Source organism: Alphaproteobacteria bacterium (assembly GCA_033344895.1).
Taxonomy (GTDB): Bacteria; Pseudomonadota; Alphaproteobacteria; order UBA8366; family Aestuariispiraceae; genus Pacificispira.
In genome coordinates, this window is the sequence record JAWPMN010000001.1 from 2,714,642 (window position 1) to 2,737,533 (window position 22,892).

The 22,892-nt window shown below is 63.6% G+C and carries 26 protein-coding genes; 13 read left to right on the plus strand and 13 right to left on the minus strand.

What is annotated here, in order from left to right; all coding sequences use genetic code 11:
- Positions 1–226: 226 nt before the first annotated feature.
- The gene (locus R8L07_13205) at positions 227–1,816 is read right to left on the minus strand and encodes an ATP-binding protein (protein ID MDW3206487.1); all 1,590 of its coding nucleotides are present in this window, start codon (positions 1,814–1,816) and stop codon (positions 227–229) included.
- A gap of 417 nt (positions 1,817–2,233) precedes the next feature.
- Between R8L07_13205 and R8L07_13210 the strand changes: the two genes are divergently transcribed.
- Both R8L07_13210 and arsB read left to right on the plus strand, forming a co-directional pair.
- Positions 2,234–2,620 (plus strand): metalloregulator ArsR/SmtB family transcription factor, encoded by a 387-nt coding sequence (locus R8L07_13210; protein ID MDW3206488.1) that lies wholly within the window; start codon positions 2,234–2,236, stop codon positions 2,618–2,620.
- Positions 2,621–2,680: 60 nt separating this feature from the next.
- On the plus strand, positions 2,681–3,712 hold the full coding sequence (gene arsB, locus R8L07_13215; protein ID MDW3206489.1) for an ACR3 family arsenite efflux transporter: 1,032 nt from the start codon (positions 2,681–2,683) through the stop codon (positions 3,710–3,712).
- Between the two features lie 10 nt (positions 3,713–3,722).
- Here the strand turns inward: arsB and R8L07_13220 are convergent, their stop codons facing one another.
- Positions 3,723–4,631: a LysR substrate-binding domain-containing protein gene (locus R8L07_13220; protein ID MDW3206490.1), complete on the minus strand. Its 909-nt coding sequence runs from the start codon at positions 4,629–4,631 to the stop codon at positions 3,723–3,725.
- A gap of 99 nt (positions 4,632–4,730) precedes the next feature.
- Between R8L07_13220 and R8L07_13225 the strand changes: the two genes are divergently transcribed.
- Positions 4,731–5,642, plus strand: coding sequence for an NAD(P)-dependent oxidoreductase (locus R8L07_13225; GenBank protein MDW3206491.1), 912 nt, complete (start codon positions 4,731–4,733; stop codon positions 5,640–5,642).
- Here R8L07_13225 and R8L07_13230 read toward each other — a convergent pair.
- Both R8L07_13230 and R8L07_13235 read right to left on the minus strand, forming a co-directional pair.
- A complete protein-coding gene (locus tag R8L07_13230; protein ID MDW3206492.1) occupies positions 5,585–6,010 on the minus strand; it encodes a VOC family protein in 426 nt (141 codons plus the stop codon). The genes R8L07_13225 and R8L07_13230 overlap by 58 nt on opposite strands.
- A 12-nt stretch (positions 6,011–6,022) precedes the next feature.
- Entirely contained in the window at positions 6,023–6,883 is an 861-nt protein-coding gene (locus R8L07_13235) for a DUF3426 domain-containing protein (protein MDW3206493.1), read from the minus strand.
- A 193-nt stretch (positions 6,884–7,076) separates the two neighbouring features.
- Here R8L07_13235 and ftsE point away from each other — a divergent pair, with 193 nt between their 5' ends.
- From ftsE to R8L07_13260, 5 genes are all read left to right on the plus strand, one after another.
- A complete protein-coding gene (gene ftsE, locus R8L07_13240) occupies positions 7,077–7,757 on the plus strand; it encodes a cell division ATP-binding protein FtsE (GenBank protein ID MDW3206494.1) in 681 nt (226 codons plus the stop codon).
- Positions 7,750–8,652: a hypothetical protein gene (locus tag R8L07_13245; GenBank protein ID MDW3206495.1), complete on the plus strand. Its 903-nt coding sequence runs from the start codon at positions 7,750–7,752 to the stop codon at positions 8,650–8,652. The genes ftsE and R8L07_13245 overlap by 8 nt, the downstream gene beginning before the upstream one ends.
- Before the next feature lie 41 nt (positions 8,653–8,693).
- Positions 8,694–9,326: a YdcF family protein gene (locus R8L07_13250; protein ID MDW3206496.1), complete on the plus strand. Its 633-nt coding sequence runs from the start codon at positions 8,694–8,696 to the stop codon at positions 9,324–9,326.
- On the plus strand, positions 9,323–10,045 hold the full coding sequence (locus R8L07_13255) for a lysophospholipid acyltransferase family protein (GenBank protein ID MDW3206497.1): 723 nt from the start codon (positions 9,323–9,325) through the stop codon (positions 10,043–10,045). The genes R8L07_13250 and R8L07_13255 overlap by 4 nt, the downstream gene beginning before the upstream one ends.
- Before the next feature lie 245 nt (positions 10,046–10,290).
- A complete protein-coding gene (locus R8L07_13260) occupies positions 10,291–12,564 on the plus strand; it encodes an adenosylcobalamin-dependent ribonucleoside-diphosphate reductase (protein MDW3206498.1) in 2,274 nt (757 codons plus the stop codon).
- Here R8L07_13260 and R8L07_13265 read toward each other — a convergent pair.
- From R8L07_13265 to R8L07_13275, 3 genes are read right to left on the minus strand one after another with little or no spacing between them, the layout of a single operon-like run.
- Positions 12,561–13,199: a VOC family protein gene (locus tag R8L07_13265; GenBank protein ID MDW3206499.1), complete on the minus strand. Its 639-nt coding sequence runs from the start codon at positions 13,197–13,199 to the stop codon at positions 12,561–12,563. The two genes, R8L07_13260 and R8L07_13265, sit on opposite strands and share 4 nt — an antisense overlap.
- A 19-nt stretch (positions 13,200–13,218) precedes the next feature.
- A complete protein-coding gene (locus R8L07_13270; GenBank protein MDW3206500.1) occupies positions 13,219–13,515 on the minus strand; it encodes a cupin domain-containing protein in 297 nt (98 codons plus the stop codon).
- Positions 13,512–14,150 (minus strand): gamma-glutamylcyclotransferase, encoded by a 639-nt coding sequence (locus tag R8L07_13275; protein MDW3206501.1) that lies wholly within the window; start codon positions 14,148–14,150, stop codon positions 13,512–13,514. The genes R8L07_13270 and R8L07_13275 overlap by 4 nt, the downstream gene beginning before the upstream one ends.
- 65 nt (positions 14,151–14,215) lie before the next feature.
- Here R8L07_13275 and R8L07_13280 point away from each other — a divergent pair, with 65 nt between their 5' ends.
- A complete protein-coding gene (locus R8L07_13280; GenBank protein MDW3206502.1) occupies positions 14,216–15,376 on the plus strand; it encodes a DUF2125 domain-containing protein in 1,161 nt (386 codons plus the stop codon).
- A 25-nt stretch (positions 15,377–15,401) separates the two neighbouring features.
- Here R8L07_13280 and hisC read toward each other — a convergent pair whose 3' ends face one another.
- Positions 15,402–16,499, minus strand: coding sequence for a histidinol-phosphate transaminase (hisC, locus tag R8L07_13285; protein MDW3206503.1), 1,098 nt, complete (start codon positions 16,497–16,499; stop codon positions 15,402–15,404).
- Complete coding sequence (gene pheA / locus R8L07_13290; GenBank protein ID MDW3206504.1) at positions 16,496–17,353, minus strand: chorismate mutase; 858 nt, start codon at positions 17,351–17,353, stop codon at positions 16,496–16,498. The genes hisC and pheA overlap by 4 nt, the downstream gene beginning before the upstream one ends.
- Positions 17,354–17,565: 212 nt before the next feature.
- Between pheA and metA the strand changes: the two genes are divergently transcribed.
- From metA to truA, 4 genes are read left to right on the plus strand one after another with little or no spacing between them, the layout of a single operon-like run.
- The gene (metA, locus tag R8L07_13295) at positions 17,566–18,486 is read left to right on the plus strand and encodes a homoserine O-succinyltransferase (protein ID MDW3206505.1); all 921 of its coding nucleotides are present in this window, start codon (positions 17,566–17,568) and stop codon (positions 18,484–18,486) included.
- Positions 18,487–18,528: 42 nt separating this feature from the next.
- Positions 18,529–18,891, plus strand: a complete 363-nt coding sequence (locus R8L07_13300) for a hypothetical protein (protein MDW3206506.1) — start codon at positions 18,529–18,531, stop codon at positions 18,889–18,891.
- Between the two features lie 37 nt (positions 18,892–18,928).
- Positions 18,929–19,441 carry a copper chaperone PCu(A)C gene (locus R8L07_13305; protein MDW3206507.1) on the plus strand — a complete coding sequence of 171 codons (513 nt, stop codon included), beginning with the start codon at positions 18,929–18,931 and terminating at the stop codon, positions 19,439–19,441.
- 58 nt (positions 19,442–19,499) lie between these two features.
- Complete coding sequence (gene truA, locus R8L07_13310; GenBank protein MDW3206508.1) at positions 19,500–20,240, plus strand: tRNA pseudouridine(38-40) synthase TruA; 741 nt, start codon at positions 19,500–19,502, stop codon at positions 20,238–20,240.
- A gap of 6 nt (positions 20,241–20,246) precedes the next feature.
- Here truA and R8L07_13315 read toward each other — a convergent pair whose 3' ends face one another.
- The 4 genes from R8L07_13315 to R8L07_13330 form a co-directional block, all read right to left on the minus strand.
- The gene (locus R8L07_13315; protein ID MDW3206509.1) at positions 20,247–20,810 is read right to left on the minus strand and encodes a DoxX family protein; all 564 of its coding nucleotides are present in this window, start codon (positions 20,808–20,810) and stop codon (positions 20,247–20,249) included.
- 9 nt (positions 20,811–20,819) lie between these two features.
- Entirely contained in the window at positions 20,820–21,554 is a 735-nt protein-coding gene (locus tag R8L07_13320) for a DNA-binding domain-containing protein (protein MDW3206510.1), read from the minus strand.
- Positions 21,544–22,431, minus strand: a complete 888-nt coding sequence (locus R8L07_13325) for a DUF692 domain-containing protein (GenBank protein ID MDW3206511.1) — start codon at positions 22,429–22,431, stop codon at positions 21,544–21,546. The genes R8L07_13320 and R8L07_13325 overlap by 11 nt, the downstream gene beginning before the upstream one ends.
- 73 nt (positions 22,432–22,504) lie before the next feature.
- Positions 22,505–22,840 carry a DUF2282 domain-containing protein gene (locus R8L07_13330; GenBank protein ID MDW3206512.1) on the minus strand — a complete coding sequence of 112 codons (336 nt, stop codon included), beginning with the start codon at positions 22,838–22,840 and terminating at the stop codon, positions 22,505–22,507.
- Positions 22,841–22,892 lie beyond the last annotated feature (52 nt).

Here is a 22,892-nt window from a genome sequence, read left to right on the forward strand (position 1 = left end):
GTTTGCCGGTTCATCACGAAAAGCCTGCGAGTCCGCTCAGGGTCAGGGTCAGAAGCGGCCTCCCCAAATTTTGGGCGTTTCCCGAGGTCGCAGGTCGTCTGGGGTACCGTTCTGATGAAGCTTCGGTCGGGGGGTGGCGTTGGGTTCCCCGGCCTTCTGGAGCGCCTGGCGGCCCTGCATCACAAGCCTTTGAAATGCCTGGATGCTGAACCAGCGGGCAATGTTGCTAGATCGTGCGTTCTTTCGGGAAATGCATGCTTGCTGTGGTGCCGACACCCAATTCACTGGCAAGCGTCAGAGACCCGTCATGGAGTCGCATCAGATCGCGGGCGATACTGAGGCCAAGACCGGTGCCGGGGCGGGATGTCTTCGTGTCATTGTTCCCGGATTGAAAGAAGGGAGTGAAGACACGTTCCAGATCTTCGGCGGGGATTCCACGCCCCTTGTCCGCTACGTCGATTCGAAGGCCGCCGGTGTCTTCAAGAAAGACGCGAACCGTGATTTCCCCTCCGTCGGAGTGCTTGGCCGCATTCGACAGAAGGTTTATCAAGACCTGCCGCAGCCGAAAGCCGTCCGCTCTCAATTTTGGCAGGTCCGGTTCGATCTCCTTGCGAAGCCTTAGGTTCAAGCCGCCGGCGTTGGTTGTCGGTACCCCCATCTCCGGCAGTGAGAGCTGGGAAACCTCGTCCAGCACATGCGCGACGTCCACATCCGACTCCCGCAATTCGATGCTGCCGGCTTCCATCTTTGATACGTCGAGAATATCCTCGATCAGCTGCCGCAGATGCTGGCCGCTGCCAAAAATGTCACATGCGTACTGGCGGTATCGAACGGAAAGCGGCCCCAGCATCTCCTTGGACATGATCTCCGAAAACCCCATGATCGCGTTCAATGGGGTTCGCAGCTCGTGCGTCATCTTTGCGAAAAATGCAGATTTTGCGGTATTGGCTGCCAGCGCAGACCGAAACCACATCGTATAAACCGTTCCCGACGCGAGGAGCATGACGGTCGTTGCAATGAACACGGCGGGCAACAGTTGATGTATCAGGGCATCGCCTGGTCTGGGATGCTCCCACGTCGCCCAGGCGACGGCGGACCCATCCGGTGCCGCAATCGGAAACGCGTCATGATCGGGCGCCTGTATCTGGAATTTGAGCCCACCCAAATCGTACAGTCCGGCCAGCCCGCGCTCTATCGCCTGGTCCAACTCTCGATGGAACAGCAGAATGGGTCGAGCCGCTTCCGAAAGATCCTGTGGTGCTGAATCGGACGGTACAATCGCCGCGGCGGAAATCAGAAACACGCGCTCCCCAAATCTGATGAATGAAGTGACAGCCTGCGGGCGATCCGTGGACGCGGATTGAATGTGATCCACGATCAAATCCGAATGCTCGCCCAGAAAGGATTGAGCCTCTTTGGGGAGGTCGTTGTCCGCATTGTAGACGAACACCGTGCGACGATCTGAATCCAGAACATACGTTCCAGAGTGGCCGTATTCGGCCCGCAAGCGCTTCCCGATGGCGCGGTCCGCCCAGGCGGCATCGATGCCCTTGCGGACCCTTTCATTCAGGTCCTTTCGCCCCGCAAAGTCGAGCGTCCGTCCGGCCAGGTCCTGTGACAAGGCCTGCATGGCCGTTGCCAGGAGATGTTTGGAAACTGTCTGGGCCGACTCGTCCAGTTTCCGGGCGCTGAACAGTGTTACATATGCAATGGAGCCAAGTGCGATCGCGAAAATTACCACGCAGATAAGCAGAGGTTGGACGAGGAAGCGTTTTCGTACGAAATCATTTACCCCGGAGCCAACATGATCGCCCATTTCTTCGCCCCGTTTAAAGCGATGAATCAATATACGACTGATACGCCTCGCATATGATCCTACATGCTGCCTGTACCTGTGGCTAGGTGGCGTTGTTTGGTGGTTTCGGCGATCGAATTCTCGAAAAGGTACCTGGCATCGGGCGGTTTGCCTCCCTGAACCTGGAGCAGTTCTTCGGCCGCAGATCGAAATTCGATCGCCTTGTTGTGTCGACCTGAACGGAGCGTCGAGGCAGCCCAAGAGGGCTCGGTCAACCTCCGCGCGGGGGCATAAACCGGATGTCGTCGTGCCTCCGTTAGCCGTTCCTTCTTTACGCCAATCAGATGCCTGAGGAAGGCGGATGATGACGGGGCGGCGGTTCGCGTGCGCCTCGCGATTCTGCTTTCATTTTTATAATTATTGAAATATTGAAGTGAGATGGCATGCATTGAGGACGAACGGGCGGTGATGCGCCTTTCCGCGTTGGCGCAACCGCATCGGCTGGCGGCGTTTCGGTTGCTGGTGGCGGCGGAGCCCGAGGGGATGGCGGCCGGGGATCTGGCGCGGGCGGTCGGGATCCCGCCGGCCGGGCTGTCCTTTCATCTGACCCATCTGGGGCATGCGGATCTGGTCACCTCCACGCGCGACGGTCGGCGGATCGTCTACCGCGCCAATCTCGATGCGATGCGGGGGCTGCTGTCGTATCTGACCCGAGATTGCTGCGGCGGCAGGCCGGAAATCTGCGCCGGGCTTGCGGATGTCGTCGGATCGCATGGCCCATCCGGATCAGCCGGCGATGGTCCCGTGCCGGAGCGTCGGGGATGAGCAGGGCAACACCAACAGCATAGGACAGACATGACTCTCAGCGATACCGTTCCCTCCCCGATGGGGCTTTTCGAACGTTTCCTGTCGGTCTGGGTGGCGATCTGCATCGTCGCCGGGATCGTCCTCGGCCTCGCGGCGCCCGGGGTGTTCCAGGTCTTTGCCGATCTGGAATATGCCAGCGTCAATCTGGTCGTCGCGGTGTTCATATGGGTGATGATCTATCCGATGATGGTCAATGTCGACTTCGCGTCGATCGCCGATGTCGGACGGCGGCCCAGGGGCCTGTGCATCACCCTGGCGGTGAACTGGCTGATCAAGCCCTTCACCATGGCCTTTCTGGGGGTCCTGTTCTTCGAGCATCTGTTTGCCGGGCTGATCGATCCGGAAGATGCGAAATCCTATCTGGCCGGCGTGATCCTGCTGGGCGTCGCGCCCTGCACGGCGATGGTCTTCGTGTGGAGCCAACTGGTCCGCGGCGATGCGAACTACACCCTGGTCCAGGTGTCGGTGAACGATGTGATCATGATCTTCGCTTTCGCCCCGATTGCGGCGCTGCTGCTGGGGGTGACCGATGTGATCGTGCCTTGGGACACGCTGCTGCTGTCGGTCGTGCTCTATGTTCTGGTGCCGCTGGGGGCGGGCTACCTGACCCGCAGGCGGCTCGACCGGTCCGGGGATTCCTCGCGCATCGCGAACTTCACCGCGCGGATGAAGCCGTTTTCGGTGATGGGGCTGCTGGCCACTGTGGTGCTGCTCTTCGGCTTCCAGGCGGAGACGATCGTGGCGTTGCCCATCGTCATCCTTCTGATCGCGGTGCCGTTGTTGCTGCAGAGCTACGGTATCTTCGCCATCGCCTATGGCTGGGCCTATCTCTGGAAGGTGCCGTTCTCGACCGCCGCACCGGCCGCGCTGATCGGCACGTCGAACTTCTTCGAACTGGCGGTCGCGGTCGCGATCAGCCTGTTCGGGCTGAATTCCGGCGCCGCGCTGGCGACCGTCGTCGGGGTTCTGGTCGAGGTTCCGGTAATGCTGTCGTTGGTCGCCTTCGCGAACCGGACCCGCCACCTGTTCCCGGCGGACGGGGAGGCTTAGACGGTAGGGCCTAGGTGGTGAGGGTGGACAGCCGTGCCTTGAGGAAATCGACGGTGACCCGCGTCTTCAGCGGCAGATAACGGCGGCTGGGATAAAGCAGCCAAATCCCGGTCTCCGCGCTGCTGGCGAAGACGGTGTGGTCGGGAAAGGGATCCACGAGGCGCCCGACCTGTCGTGCCTCGGCCGTCAACCAATCGACCAGGAGCGCGGGGCCCAGCCCCATTTCGGCACAGTCCCGCAGGGCGATGGCGTTTGATACGCGCAGGCTGCCGTCGATGGGCACGGTCAATTCATTCCCATTGCCGTCGCGGAAGGACCAGCGCGACTGATAGTCGGGCAGGGACTGGCGCAGGCAGTCGCGCTGCACCAGGTCGGACGGCGCGCGCAGCCTGGTCTCCGGATTGTCCTGATAGCCGGGCGAGACGCAGACGCGATACCGGGTCGGGCCCACCATGGTCCCGACCGCATCGATGTCCGGCGACGGGCCCAGCCGGATCGCGATGTCGATGCCGTTCTCCACCAGGTCCAGGCGGCCGTCACTGGCGATAAGGTCGACGGCCAGATCGGGATAGGCCGCCCGAAAGGCGGGCAGCAGCGGGACGAGGCAGATCTGGGTGAAGGCGATGGAGGCCGTCAGGCGCACCGTGCCGGTCGGGCGCGCCCGCAGTTCGAGGGCTTCCTGCCGGGCCCGGTCGAACTCGCTCATCAAGGGTTCGATCCTGGACAGGAACCGGCCGCCGGCCTCGGTGATGGCCGTCTGTCGGGTTGTTCTTTCGAACAGGCGCACGCCCAGTTCCGCCTCCGCGGCCGCCACCGTCCGGGAGACCATGGATGGATCGAGATCGCGCTCTCGGGCGACCGCAGCAAAACTGCCCAGGCGCGCGACATCCAGCAGGAGCGAAAGCGTCGAAGTCTCCATTGATGCAAAAATGACATCAGTATCATGATAGATGCAATGTTTAATGCGAATTTTATCTGCTTTATCTCCGTGGCATCACTCGAAGCCAAGGAGACGAAGATGACCAGGATCGCTTTTCTGGGACTGGGCGCGATGGGGCGCCGCATGGCCATGCGGCTGCTGAAGGCCGGGCATGACGTTACGGTCTGGAACCGGACGCCGGCGGCCTGCGATGCGCTGATCGCGGCAGGCGCAGCGCCGGCCGACACCCCCGCCGCCGCGGCACGGGGCGCGGAAGTCGTGATTGCGATGCTGCGGGACGACCCGGCCTCGCGTTCAGTCTGGCTGTCGGCCGAAGACGGTGCCTTGTCCGCAATGGCCGACGGCGCGGTTGCCGTGGAATGCTCAACGCTGACACCGGGCTGGGTCCGGGCCCTCGCCGCGGATTGCGCCCGGTGCGGGGTCGCCTTCTCGGACAGCCCCGTCGCCGGGTCCCTGCCGCAGGCCGAGGCCGGGCAATTGCACTTCCTGTCCGGCGGGACGGATACGGTGCTGGATCGGATCGAACCGATACTCCGGGCCATGGGGGCCGGCCTTCATCGCGGCGGCGCGGCGGGCGCAGGGACGGTTCTCAAGCTCATGGTGAATGCCTTCTACGGCGTTCAGGTCGCGATCCTGGCAGAAATCCATGGCGTTCTGCGACAGGCCGACCTCGATCCAGAGGCGGCTGTGGAAACGCTTGCGGCGCTTCCGGTCACTTCGCCCGCATCTGCGATGGCGATGAAGTCCATGCTGTCCGACACGTTCCCATCCGCCTTTCCGGTGCATCTGGTGGACAAGGATTTCGGCTATGTGGTCGCGGCGGCGGCGGCACTGGGCACCCCGATGCCGGTTGCCGGTGCGGCCAGCGGCGTCTTTCGCCAGGCGGTGTCGCGCGGGTTCGGCACCGACAACATCACCGGCGTCGTTCAGCTTTACCGGGCGGGCGGGCCCTTCAATTCGACGGTGTTGCCGTCCGGATCCTCGATATAGAGGGAGGGGCCTTCGCCCTCGGCGCCATAGCGCGATACGGCCCCTTCTGAGGGGACGGAAATGCCGCGCCCGGTCAAATAGGTCGTCAGATCCGCTTCATCGAACGAATCGATCCGCAGGCAGATATGGTCGACATTCCGCCCTTCCGGCCCTGGGGGTGCCCCGCCGGCGCGCCCCAGCTTGCCATCCAGGGGCACAAGGTCGATCAGGCTTTCTCCCGCCCGAAGCTGGACCAGGCCGATCTCGTCCTGGCGTTTCTCCACCGGGCAGCCCAGCGTGCTGCAATAGAAATCCAGCGACGCGTCCAGATCGTGGACCCGCAGGACGACATGGTCGATGCGCCGGATTTCGAAAGGTCGGTTGGCCATTGCGGCGTTTCGCTACTGCGACTGGCCGCTTTCGGGCATTGCATCGCCGTCCTGCATGGCAGCGTCTCCGGGAGCGACGAAGGTGATGTCCGCCTTGACCGCGCCCGGGGGCGGGTTGAGGACGCGGGTCGTGTAGGGCACGGATTCGCCGGGCAGGATGTTGGGTTTGGATGCCGTGAAGGTCCACTGGTGAATGATCTGCCCGTCGGTATCCACCAGCATGCCCTGCAGCAGGGGGATGTCCATCGGATCGTCGGACTCGGACAGGACCTTGCCGTCGATGATCAGCGACTGGCCGTCATCCGTCAGTTCGATAGTCACCTGATCGGGATCGGGAATCTTCAGGCCGTGCCCAATCAGACTGACTTCGAGACCAACCCATTCGTAAACCTTCGCCGCCGGCGGGAAGGCGCTCACGATGCTGCGCTGGAAGAACCAGCCGACGGCGGCGGTCGCGATTATCAGAATGACCAGAATGACCCAGGCCATGACCGGGGACTTCTTTTCCACCTTCGGCTTGCGCTGACGCAGTACGAAATCCTCACCCGGCGGAATCGGTGGCGGGTCGGCGGCTTCAGGCGGCGCCCCCATATCCAGGTCCGGCGGCGGCGGTGCCGGTTCCGGATCGGCAGCACGCGGCGCGGCGGGCGGCGGGGGCGGCGGTACTGGATCGTCGTCGACAGGCGGCGCGGCGGGACGAGGTTTGGGCTTCGGGGCCGGTGCGGGCTGCGCGCCGGAATCACCTACGCTTCCGTCCGGCATGGCCTTCCAGGTATGGGCGCAATTGCGGCATTTCACCTTGCGCCCGTTCGGGCCGATGGCGTCATCCTTGACTCGGAAGCGTGTTTCGCAATTCGGACAGGAAAGGATCATAAAGCCGGTCGCCCAAGGATTGCCGCAACGGAGGAGAACTTTGGTAAGCTCCTAGTCTATTGGCAGATTTCCGCGATTCGCGCAACTTTGCCAGCGCTTTCCAACAAGGCTTGCCCGTGCCATTGTCCCGACCGATCCGGCCCTGCTCGGCCGGGCATTCTAGGCATCCACGGTACAGACGGATTGTTCCCAGGTGATACGGTTCGAAAATGTCGGCATGCGCTATGGGACGGGGCCGGAAGTCCTGCGCGACGTCTCCTTCGACTTGCCGCAGGGATCGTTCCATTTCCTGACCGGGACCAGCGGTGCGGGAAAATCCTCGCTGATGCGCCTGATGTATCTCGCCCACCGGCCGAGCCGCGGGCTGATCAGCATCTTCGATCGCGACCTGTCGACGATACCGCGCGCCGACCTGCCCGCGCTGCGCCGCAAGGTCGGGGTCGTCTTCCAGGATTTCCGACTGCTCAATCATCTGACCACCTTCGAGAATGTTGCCCTACCGTTGAAGGTGAAGGGCGCGTCGGAAGGCATGATCCGGAAACATGTCGGCGAATTGCTGGCCTGGGTCGGGCTCAGCGATCAGATGCATGCCCGGCCCGCGACCCTGTCCGGCGGTCAGCAGCAACGCGCCGCCATCGCCCGCGCCGTGGTCACGCGGCCGCAATTGTTGCTGGCGGACGAGCCGACGGGGAATGTCGACGACGCCTACGCCGTCCGGCTGCTGTTCCTGCTGCAGGAACTGCATCGTCAGGGCACGACCGTTGTTATTGCGACCCACAACCACGCCCTGATCGAACGCTTCAAGCATCCGGTCCTGCATCTGGATGACGGGATACTGTCGCGCGTCGGGGAGGACCCGATCTACGATGGCTAAGCGGAAATCGGACATCCCCTTCGGGCAGGATCCGGCCTCGCGGCTGTTGCCCTGGATTGTGGCGGTCATGGTCTATATTGCCGGCCTCGCCATGGCGGGCGCCTTTGTTCTGGCGGCCTTCGCGGATCGCTGGGAATCCGGATTGTCCGGCGCGCTTACGGTCCAGATTCCCCCCCCGGCGGATGAGGCGCTGGCCGTCGGGTCGCGCGATCAGATGGTGGAGGAGGTTCTGGCGGCGATTCGGTCGACCCAGGGCGTCGCCTCCGCTGAGGCGCTGGCCAGTGAGGAGATGCGGCGGCTGCTGGAGCCCTGGCTGGGCAAGACCGTTGATCCCCGCGACCTGCCCCTGCCGACCCTGATTTCGGTCGAACTGGCGGAGGGACGGAATGCCGGCAACATCGATCTGGCGGATATGCGCCGACGCATCCAGGCCCACGCGCCGACGGCGGTGATCGACGATCACGGTCAGTGGCAGGCCCGGCTGGTCTCCTTTCTCGGAGCCCTGCGACTGGTCGCGGCGGTGCTGGTGTCGATCGTGGCGCTGGCGGGTCTGATCATGGTTGTCTTCGGAACGCGCAGCGGGCTGTTGGCCCATCGCTCCACAATCGAACTGCTGCACCTTTTCGGTGCCCAGGACAATTACATTGCCCGCCAGTTCCAGCGCGAGGCGCTGAAGGCAGGGTTGAAGGGCGGAGTCGTGGGGGTCCTGGCAACGGCGCTGACGGTCATCGCACTGGGGCACGGGGCGGCGTCTGCCGGCACGGATCTTCCGGGTATGGCGGTTCTCGACGGGATGGACTGGGCGATCCTCGGCATGCTGCCGCTGGCCACCGCGACGATTGCCGCTCTGGCCGCCCGCTGGACCGTGCTGCGGGCCCTGGCCCGCATGGTATGATGTCGGGCAGCGACGGATCGGGTGGGGGAGGCTGAACCGGCATGGCGCGAAATTTTGGTAAGTCCCCGCGGCGGCGCCCCTGGCTTCTGGGCTGTCTGGCAGCCCTGGCGACGGCGTGGGTTGCTGGGTTTGTTCTCTTCGCGGGGATGATCCCGGAAGATACCGCGCCTTTGTCCGAGAAAACCGATGCCATCATTGTCCTGACCGGTGGGACCCTGCGCATGGAGACCGGCATCGCCCTGCTGGAAGCCGGGGCGGCGCGGAAGCTGTTCGTGTCCGGGGTGCATCGCGGCGTGGACGTCGCGGAACTGCTGCGCATCCAGAAACGGCAGCCGGACCGCCTGCAATGCTGTATCGTTTTGGGGCACGATGCCATCGACACGGTCGGCAATGCGCGGGAGACGGCGGTGTGGGTCGCCCAGGAGGGCATTGGGTCGATCCGACTGGTAACGGCGGGCTATCACATGCCGCGCAGCATGCTGGAATTCCGCGCCGCGATGCCGGGTGTGACCATCGTGCCGCATCCGGTATCGCCGGATCACGTCAAGACCGACAGTTGGTACCGCTATCCCGGAACGGCGTTGCTCATTGCCGGAGAATTCAGCAAATACATCCTGTCCTGGCTGCGTCAGTCCGCCGGACAGGTTTTGGACAAGCTGCAGGCAACCGCATGACCCTGATCCGTTCGCTCCTTTTCGGTGTGCTGTTCTACGGCGGCACGCTGGTTATCGGGTTTCTATACACGCCGCTGGCCATCCTGCCTGGGCGGATCGGGCGGCCCTTTTTTCGCGCCTGGGTCATGTATTCCGCAGCGATCGTTCGCTGGGTGGCGGGAATCCGCTATCGCGTCGTCCTGCGGGATGGCGCCGCCTGGCCGGACGGGCCGGCCATATATGCATCGAAACACCAGTCGGCCTGGGAAACACTGCTCTTCAACCTGCTGTTGCCGAATCCGGTGTTCGTTCTGAAGAAGGAGTTGCAGCGCATCCCCTTCTTCGGTTGGTATCTGCCAAAGATGCGCCAGATCGCGGTGGACAGGAAAGCGGGCGCCGCTGCGATGCGCGGTATGGTATCCCAGGCGGAAGCGGTCGTTGCCGATGGCCACTCCATCGTCATTTATCCGCAGGGGACGCGGGTCGCACCCGGTGTCGACCATCCCTACCATCCCGGCGTCTATGCTATGTACCGGGCCCTCCAGATCCCGGTTGTGCCGATCGCGCTGGATTCCGGACGATTGTGGGCGCGCAACGGGCTGATCAAGCGGGCCGGCACGATCACGGTATCCGTCCTGCCCGCGATTCCGCCCGGTTTGGACCGAAAATCCTTCATGGCCCGGCTCGAGCAGGCTATCGAGACGGAAGCTGCGGTGCTTCACAAGGCGTCCTGTGGATAACCTTGTGGAGGGGGTGCCGCTGAAGCGCCGTCTGAGGATGCCGTAACAAAACAGTCACTTAGCCAGCACAAGATGACGTTTGCGTGACCGGAATTGTCATCAAACAAAAACGGAACACGCCTTGACGCAGGGGTGATTTGTGCTCTACAGTAAAAAGTGTGGAAAATCTGATACTTAGGCCCCAAATTCTTTTGTGACAGGGTTGTAGCCTAGGCGGGCGGTCGCTGTATTCAAGGGGTAAGCTTTTGGAAATCGACACTTTTTCACGCCGTATCTGGGACATGAAATACCGGCTGAAGCAGGCGGACGGTACCCCTGTGGACAAATCGGTGGAGGATACCTGGCGCCGGGTCGCGGAAAGCCTCGCCTCGGCGGAACGGGATACCGTGCTCTGGGCCGACCGCTTCTATCAGGCGATGGAAGGGTTCAAGTTCCTGCCGGCGGGCCGAATCCTGGCCGGGGCCGGGACCGACCGCGATGTCACCCTGTTCAATTGCTTCGTCATGGGCACGATCCCGGACAACATGACCGGGATTTTCGATTCCCTGAGGGAGGCGGCGGTCACGCTGCAGCAGGGCGGCGGGATCGGCTACGACTTTTCCACGATCCGGCCTCGCGGGGCGCTGGTGCGCGGTGTCGGTTCGGACGCGTCCGGTCCGGTCTCCTTCATGGAGGTCTGGGACGCGATGTGCCGGACGATCATGAGCGCGGGCTACAGGCGCGGCGCCATGATGGGCACCATCCGATGCGACCATCCCGACGTCGAAGCCTTCATCGAAGCCAAACAGACGGCGGGCGTCCTGACGAACTTCAACATGTCGGTTCTGGTCACGGACGCCTTCATGGAAGCCGTGGACGCTGATACCGACTGGAACCTGGAGTTCGATGGTCAGACCTATCGAACTGTACGGGCACGCGATCTCTGGGACCGGATCATGCGCTCGACCTACGACCATGCCGAACCGGGTGTGATCTTCATCGACCGCATCAATGCCCGGAACAACCTGCATTACTGTGAAACGATCCAGGCGACCAATCCCTGCGGCGAGCAGCCCCTGCCGCCCTATGGCGCGTGCCTGTTGGGATCGATCAATCTGGCGCGACTGATCCGCGATCCGTTTACCGAGGCGGCGCATCTGGATCGCGAGGCCCTGGCCGACCTGACCGCGACCGCCGTGCGGATGATGGACAATGTCGTCGACCTGTCCCGGTTCCCGCTGGAACAGCAGCGAGCGGAGGCGCAGGCCAAACGGCGGATCGGGCTGGGGGTCACCGGTCTGGCGGACGCTTTCCTGATGTGCCGGGTGCGCTATGGCAGCGCGGACTCGGTACGCCTGACGGAAGACTGGCTGACGGAACTGCGCGATGCCGCCTATCGGGCGTCGATCATGCTGGCGGCGGAAAAGGGGGCCTTCCCGAAATTCGAACCCGAACCCTATCTGAAGGGTGAGATGATCCGGCAGCTGCCGGACGATATCCGCCAGGACATCGGCCGTTATGGTATCCGGAACGCGCTGCTGACGTCGATCGCGCCGACCGGCACCATCTCGCTGGTGGCGGAGAATGTATCGTCGGGGATCGAGCCGGTCTTCTCGTTCCGGGCGCAGCGCAAGGTGCTGGGGCCGGACGGGATCCGCGAAAGCCACGAGGTCGTCGATTATGCCTATCGCCTCTTCCGCGAAAAGTTCGGGGAGGAGAGTGAGGTTCCGGCGTATTTCATCGATGCCCAGGCGCTGGAGCCGGAGGACCATCTGGCAATCCAGGCGGCGGCGCAGCGTTGCGTCGACAGTTCGATTTCGAAGACGATCAACCTGCCGGAGGATACCGGCTTCCAGGCGTTCAAGGATGTCTATGCCCGCGCCTATGCGATGGATTGCAAGGGTTGCACCACCTACCGCCCGAATTCGGTCACCGGATCGGTGCTGAGCGTTTCCGACGCGCCGGAGGCGGAGGGCACGCCGGACCTGCCGGAGGAGGATGGCGTGGTCTATATGGCCCAGCCGCTCGACCGGCCTGGTGCTTTGGAGGGCCGAACCTACAAGCTGCGCTGGCCCGAAAGCGACCATGCGACCTACATCACGATCAACGACGTGATCGACACATCCGGCCGCCGGCGCCCGTTCGAGGTCTTCATCAATTCCAAGAACATGGAACACTATTCGTGGACGGTCGCCCTGACCCGCATGATCAGCGCGGTTTTCCGGCGCGGCGGGGACGTGTCCTTCGTCGTCGAGGAACTGAAGGCGGTGTTCGACCCGCGCGGCGGCTACTGGGTGGAGGGCCGTTATGTCCCGTCGATCCTGGCCGCGATCGGCGATGTCATCGAACAGCATATGGTCGCGATCGGGTTCCTGGATTCGCAGTCGGACGAAGGACTGACGGCCAGGACCGATGACGGTGTAAAGGTCTCAGCCGTCGGGCGCAGCGGCCGGCATTGCCCGCGCTGCGGACATCCCGGACTGGTCCGGATGGAAGGCTGCGATACCTGCGACAGCTGTGGCTGGTCGCGCTGCGGCTAGAATAGATCCCGCACACCGGACGGCGTTTCGATCCGCGCCCGATAGCGTAGCGTAGGGCCGGGGACGATATCCGGAAGACCTTCGATGCCGATTTCCCGGTAGAGCGCCTGAATGGCGCCTGGGGTCGGATGTTCCAGTGTGAATGAGATCAGGCGCGCGCCGAGATCCGGGATCTCGGCCATCGAGGTCGGGTCGTTCTTGTGATCGATCAGCGAAGGCACCGCGCCGTCAAGCGGCAGCGACCCGTCCGCGGGTATGGCAAAGGCAAATTCGGGGGCGTCAAAGGGCAGCGGTACGACGTCGCCGAAGATGGCGCGATGCGTGGCGATGACCGCGTCAATGTCCTGCGTGCTGGCGACCCAGCCCCGCAGGCGCCGTCCATCCTGCCAATCCGCACCGACCTGCGCCGGGTCGTCGACACCGAACCAGCGGGCGCGGCCGGGATCGACGCCCGCCGGATCGCGTGCGACCACCTCCAGATAGACATTGCCGCCGAGCTGCAGGCGATGGTTATGCGTTCCCATATAAAGGTGACGTGTCCCGAACGGGATCTCGATGCCCAGGCAGTCCCGCACATGGGCAACGCCGTCGGCCAGAGTGGGGGCTATGACGGTCAGGTGGTCGAGCTTCAACATCAGCCGGGCGTCGGTGGCGTCAGGCACGCTTGATTTCGACTTCAACGAAGGTGAAGGGCGCCGCATTGGCGTTCACCACATTGTGGTCGACACCGGCCTTCCGGGCATAGGAACGCCCGGCGGTCAGATCCGATGTGACCACTGAGCCGTCCGGCAGTTCGATGGTCAGAGCCCCCGTCGTCATCGGAACCACGACATAGTCCATTTCATGGACATGGCGGCCGGTTTCCGCGCCGGGCGGGAAATGCCATTCGGTGACGCGGACTGCGTCGTCATCGACCTGGACAGTGGGGATCGCCTTGGGTCTTTCGGTCATGCGGATTCCTTCCTTCGGGTCAGGCGCTCTGCCAAACCGTGCAGATCCGGGTCGTGAATCCCCATCTCGTCCAGATGGGCCACCGTGTTCAGGACATAGTCGATATTCGGTCCGCGCGCGCCTGCGGCGAGGCGGACGGTTTCCTCGATCACCTCCGGTGACAGGTCGAAGGCGCATTGCGGATGATCGGGGCAGGGGGTGAAGCTGTAGCAATCGATATCGCCCCGATCGGTCGATCCGCGCACCTGGATCAGCTGATAACTGCCATGCCCCATTTCGCGACGCCACAGCGAGCGGGCGGCTTCCTTTCGGCGGTCGGGATCGATGCGGAAGGCGCAGCCCTCGCAATGCCCGCCGGGTGCCAGCCCCATGACGAGGCCCGGCCGGTCGCAGGTGCCGCGATAGCTGATGGAATAGAGGCAGAGCGCGCGATGCCAGCCGTCGACCGCGGCCCGTCGCCGTTCGACATAGGGAAAGTCCGGATTCCAGATTAGGGAACCGGTCGCGAAGATCCAGATCGCGGATGGATCGGGGCGGGAGTCGATCCAGGCGTCTGCCTGGGCATCGATTTCCGCGTCGGACAGTCTTGGAAAGTCCGGCAGCGGCGGTACCGGGTGCGGATGTGTATCGGACATGCGGCATATCCTGTACAACCGCCGCCAACTTGCCAAGCCATGCGACGGCGCGTACACCCGCAGGCATGACTTCAAAGCGTCTTGCGATCTGGACGACCGCTTTTGCGGGACTGGCCGCCGCCCTCTGGACCGGCTGGTGGTTCTATGCGGGTCATTTCGCCGTTGCGTCGGTTCAGGATTGGGCCGCGGAACAGCGCAAGAACGGCTACGATGTCAGCTTCGCCCGTATCGATCTGGACGGATTTCCCTTTCGCGTCGACCTGAACGTTCAGCGTTTCGGCATTTCCGCGCCGGGCCGGTTCTGGTCGGTGTCGGCGGAGGACATGACGGTTTCCTTCCGGCCCTGGAACTTCAACCGCTACACATTCCATACCAAGGCGCCGGTTCGGGCCATTGCCGCCGCTCTTCCAGGTACGCGCCAGGATCCGATCGTCCTCGGCGGGGTCGAGGGACTTTATCGGCATGCGGCCGACGGCCAGGACCACATCCTGCAACTCGTCGCCGGCCCTGTTGTCGGGCCGGACGGCCTGTCCATCCAGGAACTTGGCCTGACCGGCCAGCGGCCGGAAAAACGGGCGGCGGACCATGAAGCAACGGCGCTGTCGGGGCGACTGGAACTGGTCGACGGGACTGCACCGGCGCTGTTCCCGACGGGACTGCCCAATCGTGTCGCCGCGGCGGTCCTCGACTTCGATGTGCTGGGGCCCGAACCGGCACAGAAGGGCAGTGCCCTGAAGCGCCTGGGAGAATGGCGCGACGGCGGCGGTTCCATCGAAGTGCGGGAAATCGCACTGATCTGGGAGGACCTCAACCTGCGTGGGGAAGGGACGCTGGCGCTGGATTCCGAAATGCGGCCGATCGCGGCCTTCGCGCTGGATGCGGTCGGTGTGCCGCAGACCGCGCGGCGCTTCCAGGATGCCGGTCTGATCGACGAGCGTACCCGACGCTATATTGAACTGGGCACGGGATTGCTGTCCCTGGGGCAGAGCAAATCGGCCAGCATCCGCGTCCCGGTCTCGGCTCAGGACGGCATCATCTATCTCGGCCCGGTCGCCGTCGGGGAGGTTCAGCCGCTGATTCCGGGATACAATCCCGCCCCGGCTGCCGCGCCGTCACCGCCCGCCGACGACTTCGCGCCGCCACCGCCGCCGCCGACCGTCAGCGAAGAAACGCTGGGCGCGGATCAGCGGCCCCGGCCGGTACCGGTTCCCGTTCCGTCACAATAGGATTGCCGCCGCCTGGTGCGGTGTCTCAGGCGTCCTGCGCCATGAAATCCGTCAATGCCGACAGCAGCTTGTCGTTCTCCGCCGCCGTACCGACGGTCATGCGCAGACAGTCGGCCAGACCGTATGCCGCCACCGAACGGACGATGACCCCGTGCTCCGACAGATAGGCATTGGCCCGGCGTGCCGTTTCGGCATCCCGGAACCGCGCCAGGACGAAGTTGCCGACCGAAGGCGGCATGGCGATGCCAAGCTGCGCCAGCGCACCGCTCAGTCGGTTGAGCTGTGTCGCATTGGTCTGGATGCTGAGATCGATATGCTCCCGGTCAGCAAGTGCCGCCAGCCCGGCGGCCTGGGCCGGAACCGAGACGTTGAACGGGCTGCGCACGCGGTTCAGGGCATCGACCACAGCAGCCGGCGCATAGCACCAGCCGAGGCGCAATGCCGCCAGACCGAAGATCTTGGAGAAGGTCCGCAGCATCACGACGTTTTCATAGTCATCGACCAGATCGCGGCCGTCCGAATAGTCCGGCAGGTCGACATATTCCGAATAGGCCGCATCGACCGCCAGCAGAATGTCGTCGCGCAGGCCCTCCCGAAGACGGCGCAGTTCCGATCCTGCGATATAGGTACCGGTCGGATTGTTCGGATTCGCGACGAAACAGATTTTCGTGCGTTCCGTGACACTGGCCAGCAGGCTGTCGACATCGGTATGCAGGTCGGTCTCCGGCGCCAGAACCGGTGTCGCACCGACGGTTCGGGCGGAAATCCCGTACATCAGGAAGCCGTGTTGCGACTGCAGGACCTCGTCTCCCTGTCCGGCGTAGCAACGGATCAGCAGGGTGATCAGTTCGTCGGATCCCGCACCGCAGACAATCCGCGCCGGGTCCAGGCCGAACCGCGCGCCGATCGCGTCACGCAGGGCGACCGCGCCGCCGTCCGGGTACCGGTTGAGCGCGAGGGCCTGGCCATAGGCCTCAATGGCCTTCGGGCTGGGCCCCAAAGGGTTCTCGTTGGCTGACAGGACGACCGGCGGCTCGGCATCGTCATCGCTGCCATGGGCGCCGGGCACGTAAATCGGTGCGTCGGCGATGCCGGGACGCAGCTTCAGCGGACTCTCACTCATTCGATGATCACTCCTGTCCGTCGATCCGGACCCAAGACTTCGGCATAGCCGCCGACGACCTCAACCCGAACGACCGCGTCGCGGACTTCGATCAGTTCCAGACGTTCGTCCTTGCTGTCGACGAAATCGCCCAGTTCGACCAGGTGAACCCAGCTTTCCTCCTGCGGTGCGGAGGCGGTGAACAGCGGGTGCAGCTTGGCGCGCTGAAGAATGGCGTTTAGGCCCGTGCGGGACAGCGGCGCCGAGGTTTCGACAAGGATCAGGGTCCGGTCGCTGCCGGTCGGTTCCAGTTTCAGGCGGGCCACGGCCAGCGCATCCTGCATCTGCCCGCGGACGCTGCCGACCCCGGCGAAGGGCAGGCGCATGATGACCTTGGGCGCATTGGCGCCGGACAGCTTTACCCACCAGGGGTCATCATCGCTTTCGCGCGGCGCCGGCAGGACGGCGATCTGGTGCTTGTCCTCGAAAACCTGGGCCAAGGCGTCGCGGACCGTCGGATAGGCGGTCATCGGGACCTGGCTGCCGAACTGATCGCGGGCCAGATCCCAAAGGGTATGTTCCTCCGAATTCGCGAAGACCGCGACGGAGTAATCGGCCTGCAGCATGGTGAAGGCGGCAATCATCTCGTGCCACATCCGCGCGAGTGCGGAGAAGGGGAAGGGCCCCGAATGGCGTTCCGCCAGACGGCGAAGCATGCCGGCCTCACGGGTCGGGCGCAGCGGAAAGCTGACGCTCTTGCCCTTGGCCTCGGCGACGTGCTGCACCACGTCCCAGCGCTTCAGAATCAGATCGTGAATCTGATCGTCTATCGTGTCGATCTGCTGACGCAGTTCGTTCAGGTTCGGTTTGGACATTTTCCCGGTCCCGCATTGGAGCCGATAGGACGTAGCGCGCCCCCTTCGTGAAATCAAAACAAAACCGTTTCGACAGCAGCTCAAGGGCATGAAGGTGGAATGATTTATTTTACGATTTTTCTGTGGAAATTGTGCCGCCAGGGTATTAAATCACCTGCTCCGCGGTGACGTACCACCGCTGTCACACCGATTCCAAGAGCGAGACCAAGGATATGCCGATCAAGATTCCGAATGACCTGCCCGCCCGCTTCGAGCTGGAGCGTGAGGGCATGATGGTCATGTCGGAAGCGGATGCGATCCGGCAGGATATCCGGCCGATGCGGATCGGGTTGCTGAACCTGATGCCGCAGAAGCAGAAGACCGAAACCCAACTGGCGCGCCTGATCGGTGCCACGCCGTTGCAGATCGATCTGACACTGGTCACGACGGGCAGCTATGTGCCGTCCAATGTTTCGGCGCACCATATGTCCACCTTCTACCGTACCTGGGAAGAGGTCGCGGACGAGAAGTTCGACGGCTTCATCATCACGGGTGCGCCGGTGGAGACCCTGCCGTTCGAAGAGGTCCGGTACTGGTCGGAACTGGAGCGGGTCATCGACTGGACCCTGACCAATGTGCATTCGACCCTGGATATCTGTTGGGGCGCGCAGGCGGCGCTGCACCACTTCCATCGGGTGCCGAAGCATGAACTGCCCAGCAAGATGTTCGGCGTCTATCCGCACCGGGTGACAGACCGGACCGCCAATCTGCTGCGGGGCTTTTCCGACGAACTGGCCATCCCTGTGTCGCGGCATACCGAAACTCGCAAGGAGGATCTTGCAGGAATCGACGGGGTGCAGGTTCTGATCGAATCCGATGAGGCCGGACTATGCCTCGCACAGGACAGTGCGAAGCGGCACATCTACATGCTGAACCATCTGGAATACGACGCCTGGACCCTGCGGGACGAGTACCAGCGGGATGTCGACCAGGGCTTGTCCATCGCGCCCCCGAAATACTATTTTCCGGACGATGATCCGACTCGCGATCCGCCGAACACTTGGCGCGGCCACGCCCATCTGTTCATTGCGAACTGGATCAACGACACCTATCAGACGACGCCCTTCGATCCGCAGGATATCGGGAAGGTCTGATATCCTCCGGAAAGCGGGGCGCATTTGAAGCGGTTTCGGCAATTGACTGGCATCGGCGGATTGGCGCGGAACCTCGCGCTTTTCGCCCTGTTGCTGCAGTTCACGCTGCCGGTCGGGCTGGCAATCGCGGCCGATCTGCCGGGCGCGCAGCTCGATCCTGCCGCTGTCTTCGATTGCCTGGGTGGAAGCCGCGAGAAGGGCGAAGCGTCGGTCAGCGGCCTGCATGGCTGCGTCCTGCCCGGGGGCTGCTGTGTGCCGGGAGGCTCGGTCTGTCCCTGTGGACTGTCTGCCAAAGGTGCGGGCACCGTCCTTTCTGCGGCCTCGCCACACGCGGGGGCGCCGCCGATACCGGCACGTCCGTCGGCCCAGAATCTCGTCAGGGGGCCACCGAACACGTCCGCTTGAATTCCCGCTCTACACGTATTCAAGAAGGACAAAAGACATGTTCAACCGACGTCAGATCATCGGTTCCCTTACCGCCGTAACCCTGTTTTCCGGCACCGTTCTGCCTGCTGCGGCCGAAATGAAGCATGGCGGCATCATGGTGGATGCGCCCTTCGCGCGCGCCAGTGCCAGCCCTGCGGTCAAGAGCGGCGCGGCCTATTTCACGCTGCAGAATCACGGCGAGATGGCGGACCGCCTGATTGCGGTGGAAAGCGACGCCGCCGCGCGCATCGAACTGCACACCCATGTCATGAAGGACGGGGCGATGCAGATGACCGAAATCGAAGGTGGGGTTTCGCTCGCGCCAGGCGAAAGCGTGGCGTTCGAACCGGGCGGCAACCACGTCATGATGATGGGGCTGGCCGCCCCTTTGAAGGAAGGCGACACGCTACCGCTCACGCTGGTTTTCGAGCATGCCGGCAAGGTCGAGGTCGCGGTGCCCATTCTCGGCGTCGGTGCCATGGGCGCGACGAAACACGGGGATCATTCCGGCCACAAGATGGCGGAGTAGGCGGGGCCCTCCGAAGGCGCGGCTTTCCTTGGCGGAACCGATCCGGTAAATGCCGGGCATGCAGCGCTGGAAGATCACGATCGAATACGACGGCGGACCGTTCGTCGGCTGGCAACGCCAGACGAACGGTCCCTCCGTTCAGGCGGCCCTGGAGGACGCGGCCTTCGCCTTCTGTGGCGAGCGCGTCCTGGTACAGGGCGCGGGGCGCACCGATACGGGGGTGCATGCCCTGGCCCAGGTGGCCCATCTGGATATCCAGCGCGATACGGATGCCAAGACTGTCCGGGATGCGATCAATCATCATCTCAAGCCCGACCCGGTCGCGGTGCTGGACGCGGAACCGGTTCCGGAGGATTTCCATGCGCGGTTCTCCGCCACGGGCCGGTCCTATCTGTATCGCATCCTGAACCGCCGTGCGCCCGCCGTGCTGGATTACGGGCGCGTCTGGGCGGTACCGAAGGACCTTGATGCGGCCGCCATGCATGAAGCCGCGCAGGTTCTGGTTGGACAGCACGATTTTACCAGCTTTCGCGCGTCGGAATGTCAGGCCGACAGTCCGGTAAAGACCCTGGATCGTCTGGATGTGTCCCGGCGCGGTGAGGAAATCCATATCGTGGCGGAGGCGCGGAGCTTCCTGCATCACCAGATCCGCAATTTCGCGGGAACGCTGGAGCGTGTCGGCCGCGGGCGCTGGTCGGCAGGAGATGTCGAGCGCATCCTGGCGGCAAGGGACCGGGCGGCGGCGGGCCCCACCGCACCGCCGCAGGGTCTCTATCTGACTGGGGTGCGCTACGACTGACTGGCGCTATCTCAGCCGCAGGATACGGTCGACGGACAGCATGCCGCCGCCGCGGATGACAAGCACGATCAGCAGAAAGACCCACAGCGCGCGCTGATCCAGGATCGCGGCGTCCGAGAACCGGTCGAACCACGCCCCCACCGTTGCGGCATCCGCGTGGTGGAAGGCGATGTCGACAAAACTCTGCACCAGGACGAAGCCGATCATGCCGAGTGCCGCAAGGCGCGTCAGTAATCCCAGTACGATAAGGATCGGGAGGATGAACTCCGCATAGGTGCCTGCAAAGACGATCAGGTCGTAGGGGAAAAAGGGGACCTGCGCCGCGTCGTAGTCATAAGCCTCCACGACGCTGGGCAGAATCTGGAAATAGGCGTTGTCACCGATGCTGAAGAACCCGGTGATGCCGTCGCCGACCTTTGTCGAGGCGGAGTTCAGATAGTAGATCAGCAGCACGGCCGCGAAGACGAAACGGGCCGCCAGTTCCAGGAACCATCCTTCGGTCCTTGCCTGCATGGCGGCAAAGATCCGGTCGTGAATGTCCCGCGCGCATTCGATCGATTTCTTGAACATGGTTTCCCCCTAGCGTCGATCCCTGGAGCCGATGACGGCCTGCAGGGCGAAAAGGCCCTGCAGATGAGCCGCGAGATCGAATTCCGTGTCTTCCCCGAGTGCCGCCTGCGCGGCCGTGCCCAGGGGATCGCCGGACTTCAGCGATGCGATGAACCGGTAGGCGCCGCCCGATAGCCGGGTCGTTTCGACCTGAAAGTCCGGCCTGAGAACCGCGATGTCCTCGCCGAACCTCATGTCGACATCGTCCGCCCCCGCCCAGATCGACCCGATCGGAAAGCGCGATCGGATCAGATGCAGCGACGGCAACAGGACCAGACAGGTGCGGTCGAGCCGGTCGGCCGGTATTTCGGCCAGAATGTCGATGGCGACCGGCATCGCGTCCGCAGCGTGATAGGCATGTCTGCGTGCCCATTCCAGCCGGGCGATGTCGCCCAGATAAGGCACGGAAGCCGCCGGCTCGAACCCGTCGAGAAAATCCCCGAACCGGTCGCCATAGGTCAGCAGGATCGGTCCCCGTGGCGGGTGAATGTCGATATAGACGCGGGCAGCGGCGCGGAAGAAGTCCTCTCCAACCAGTCGCTGCACGGTCGGAAAGATGTCGGCCAGGACATCGATCAGGGCGACGGCGCGATTGTTCCGGTAGACATCGAAGCGTTTCCGGCCCGACCGCCGGACCACTTCCGGCGGTGGCGTTTCCGGGTCGCACAGTGCCGCGGCGAAATCGCTGTGAAAGCTATCCGGCATGGGCATGGGCCCCCTTGGCCGCGGTGGCGTCCCCGTCCAGAATGGATTGTGCGCGTAGGGCCTCCGCATGCAGGGTTGGCCAATCCGGGACGTCATTGTCCCATTCGATCAGTGTCGGCACGGGGCCCGACCGGCGCAGCGCGTCCCGGTACAGGGCCCATACGGGATCGGAGACGGCGCGGTCATGGGCATCGATCAGCAGGTCCGCCCCTGCATCGTCGCAGTCCTGTGCATGACCCGCCAGATGAATTTCGGCGACCCTGTCCATTGGGAAGTCCGCAATATAGGCGTTCGCGTCCCAGCCGTGGTTGACGGCTGAGACATGCACATTGTTGACGTCCAGCAGCAGCGCACATCCGGTACGCGCGCTCAGGGCGGACAGGAATTCGACTTCGTCCATTTCCTGGTCGGCGAAGGCGACATAGGTGGACGGATTTTCGATCGCGACCCACCGGTTCAGGACGGATTGCAGGCGATCGACGTGGTCGCACAGGCGGTTCAGATTTTCCCCGGTATTGGAAATCGGCAGAAGGTCGTTCAGAAAGGCGCCGTCATGGCGCGACCAGGCCAGATGTTCGCTGATCAGCCCGGGCTCGTACCTATCCGCAAGGTGCCTCAGACGCCGCAAGTGGTCCGCGTCCGGCGGTTCGGCCCCGCCCAGCGAAAGGCCGACCCCGTGAAGGGAAAGCGGATAGTCGGATCGGATCTTTTCCAGGTAGCGATGCGGCGGTCCGCCGTCGCCCATGTAATTCTCGGCATGGACTTCGAACCAGCCGACATCCGGTCGCTCGGAGAGGATGACGTCATAATGGACCGGCTTCAATCCGACGCCGGCGCTGGCGGGAAGACCCGGTCGTATCGTCGATGCGTCGGGCATGATGGTAATGCTCCGGATACCGGGAACCGGCGCGGCGCGCAGACTGGTTGGGCCGCGCGCCGCGACAACGGAATTACGCTTCCGGAACGTCGCGTTCCAGCGGCTCCAGCGATCCTTTGCGGTCACCCGGCAGTTCGTATTCGGCCATACTCTCTTCCACGCCGTATTTCTCGCAATCGCCGGTCGGAACCAGTTTCCAGGCATTGCCCTGATAGTCGACCTTGGAAGTTCCGGCGCAGGTCGTACCCGGACCGGCGGCGCAGTCGTTCTGACCGGCCAGCGAGATACCGTAACATTTCTCCTTGCCCGCGGCAGATGCCGTCGTCGTGGTGGCGGCGGTCGCGGAAAGGGCCAGCGCAACGGCACCGGCGATCATGGCGGCGTTAAGGGTCTTTTGATTGTCAGCCATGTTGCTGCTCCTTCGGTTTGGAAAAACGGCGGTCACCCTCCGCCGCAAGGGT

What these genes read in the sequence shown, in the direction of transcription:
- R8L07_13205 (MDW3206487.1), bottom strand. Translation starts at nt 1,816, where the DNA reads ATGGGCGATCATGTTGGCTCCGGGGTAAATGATTTCGTACGAAAACGC.
- R8L07_13210 (MDW3206488.1), top strand. Translation starts at nt 2,234, where the DNA reads ATGGCATGCATTGAGGACGAACGGGCGGTGATGCGCCTTTCCGCGTTG.
- arsB (MDW3206489.1), top strand. Translation starts at nt 2,681, where the DNA reads ATGGGGCTTTTCGAACGTTTCCTGTCGGTCTGGGTGGCGATCTGCATC.
- R8L07_13220 (MDW3206490.1), bottom strand. Translation starts at nt 4,631, where the DNA reads ATGGAGACTTCGACGCTTTCGCTCCTGCTGGATGTCGCGCGCCTGGGC.
- R8L07_13225 (MDW3206491.1), top strand. Translation starts at nt 4,731, where the DNA reads ATGACCAGGATCGCTTTTCTGGGACTGGGCGCGATGGGGCGCCGCATG.
- R8L07_13230 (MDW3206492.1), bottom strand. Translation starts at nt 6,010, where the DNA reads ATGGCCAACCGACCTTTCGAAATCCGGCGCATCGACCATGTCGTCCTG.
- R8L07_13235 (MDW3206493.1), bottom strand. Translation starts at nt 6,883, where the DNA reads ATGATCCTTTCCTGTCCGAATTGCGAAACACGCTTCCGAGTCAAGGAT.
- R8L07_13245 (MDW3206495.1), top strand. Translation starts at nt 7,750, where the DNA reads ATGGCTAAGCGGAAATCGGACATCCCCTTCGGGCAGGATCCGGCCTCG.
- R8L07_13250 (MDW3206496.1), top strand. Translation starts at nt 8,694, where the DNA reads ATGGCGCGAAATTTTGGTAAGTCCCCGCGGCGGCGCCCCTGGCTTCTG.
- R8L07_13255 (MDW3206497.1), top strand. Translation starts at nt 9,323, where the DNA reads ATGACCCTGATCCGTTCGCTCCTTTTCGGTGTGCTGTTCTACGGCGGC.
- R8L07_13265 (MDW3206499.1), bottom strand. Translation starts at nt 13,199, where the DNA reads ATGTTGAAGCTCGACCACCTGACCGTCATAGCCCCCACTCTGGCCGAC.
- R8L07_13270 (MDW3206500.1), bottom strand. Translation starts at nt 13,515, where the DNA reads ATGACCGAAAGACCCAAGGCGATCCCCACTGTCCAGGTCGATGACGAC.
- R8L07_13275 (MDW3206501.1), bottom strand. Translation starts at nt 14,150, where the DNA reads ATGTCCGATACACATCCGCACCCGGTACCGCCGCTGCCGGACTTTCCA.
- R8L07_13280 (MDW3206502.1), top strand. Translation starts at nt 14,216, where the DNA reads ATGACTTCAAAGCGTCTTGCGATCTGGACGACCGCTTTTGCGGGACTG.
- hisC (MDW3206503.1), bottom strand. Translation starts at nt 16,499, where the DNA reads ATGAGTGAGAGTCCGCTGAAGCTGCGTCCCGGCATCGCCGACGCACCG.
- pheA (MDW3206504.1), bottom strand. Translation starts at nt 17,353, where the DNA reads ATGTCCAAACCGAACCTGAACGAACTGCGTCAGCAGATCGACACGATA.
- metA (MDW3206505.1), top strand. Translation starts at nt 17,566, where the DNA reads ATGCCGATCAAGATTCCGAATGACCTGCCCGCCCGCTTCGAGCTGGAG.
- R8L07_13305 (MDW3206507.1), top strand. Translation starts at nt 18,929, where the DNA reads ATGTTCAACCGACGTCAGATCATCGGTTCCCTTACCGCCGTAACCCTG.
- truA (MDW3206508.1), top strand. Translation starts at nt 19,500, where the DNA reads ATGCAGCGCTGGAAGATCACGATCGAATACGACGGCGGACCGTTCGTC.
- R8L07_13315 (MDW3206509.1), bottom strand. Translation starts at nt 20,810, where the DNA reads ATGTTCAAGAAATCGATCGAATGCGCGCGGGACATTCACGACCGGATC.
- R8L07_13320 (MDW3206510.1), bottom strand. Translation starts at nt 21,554, where the DNA reads ATGCCGGATAGCTTTCACAGCGATTTCGCCGCGGCACTGTGCGACCCG.
- R8L07_13325 (MDW3206511.1), bottom strand. Translation starts at nt 22,431, where the DNA reads ATGCCCGACGCATCGACGATACGACCGGGTCTTCCCGCCAGCGCCGGC.
- R8L07_13330 (MDW3206512.1), bottom strand. Translation starts at nt 22,840, where the DNA reads ATGGCTGACAATCAAAAGACCCTTAACGCCGCCATGATCGCCGGTGCC.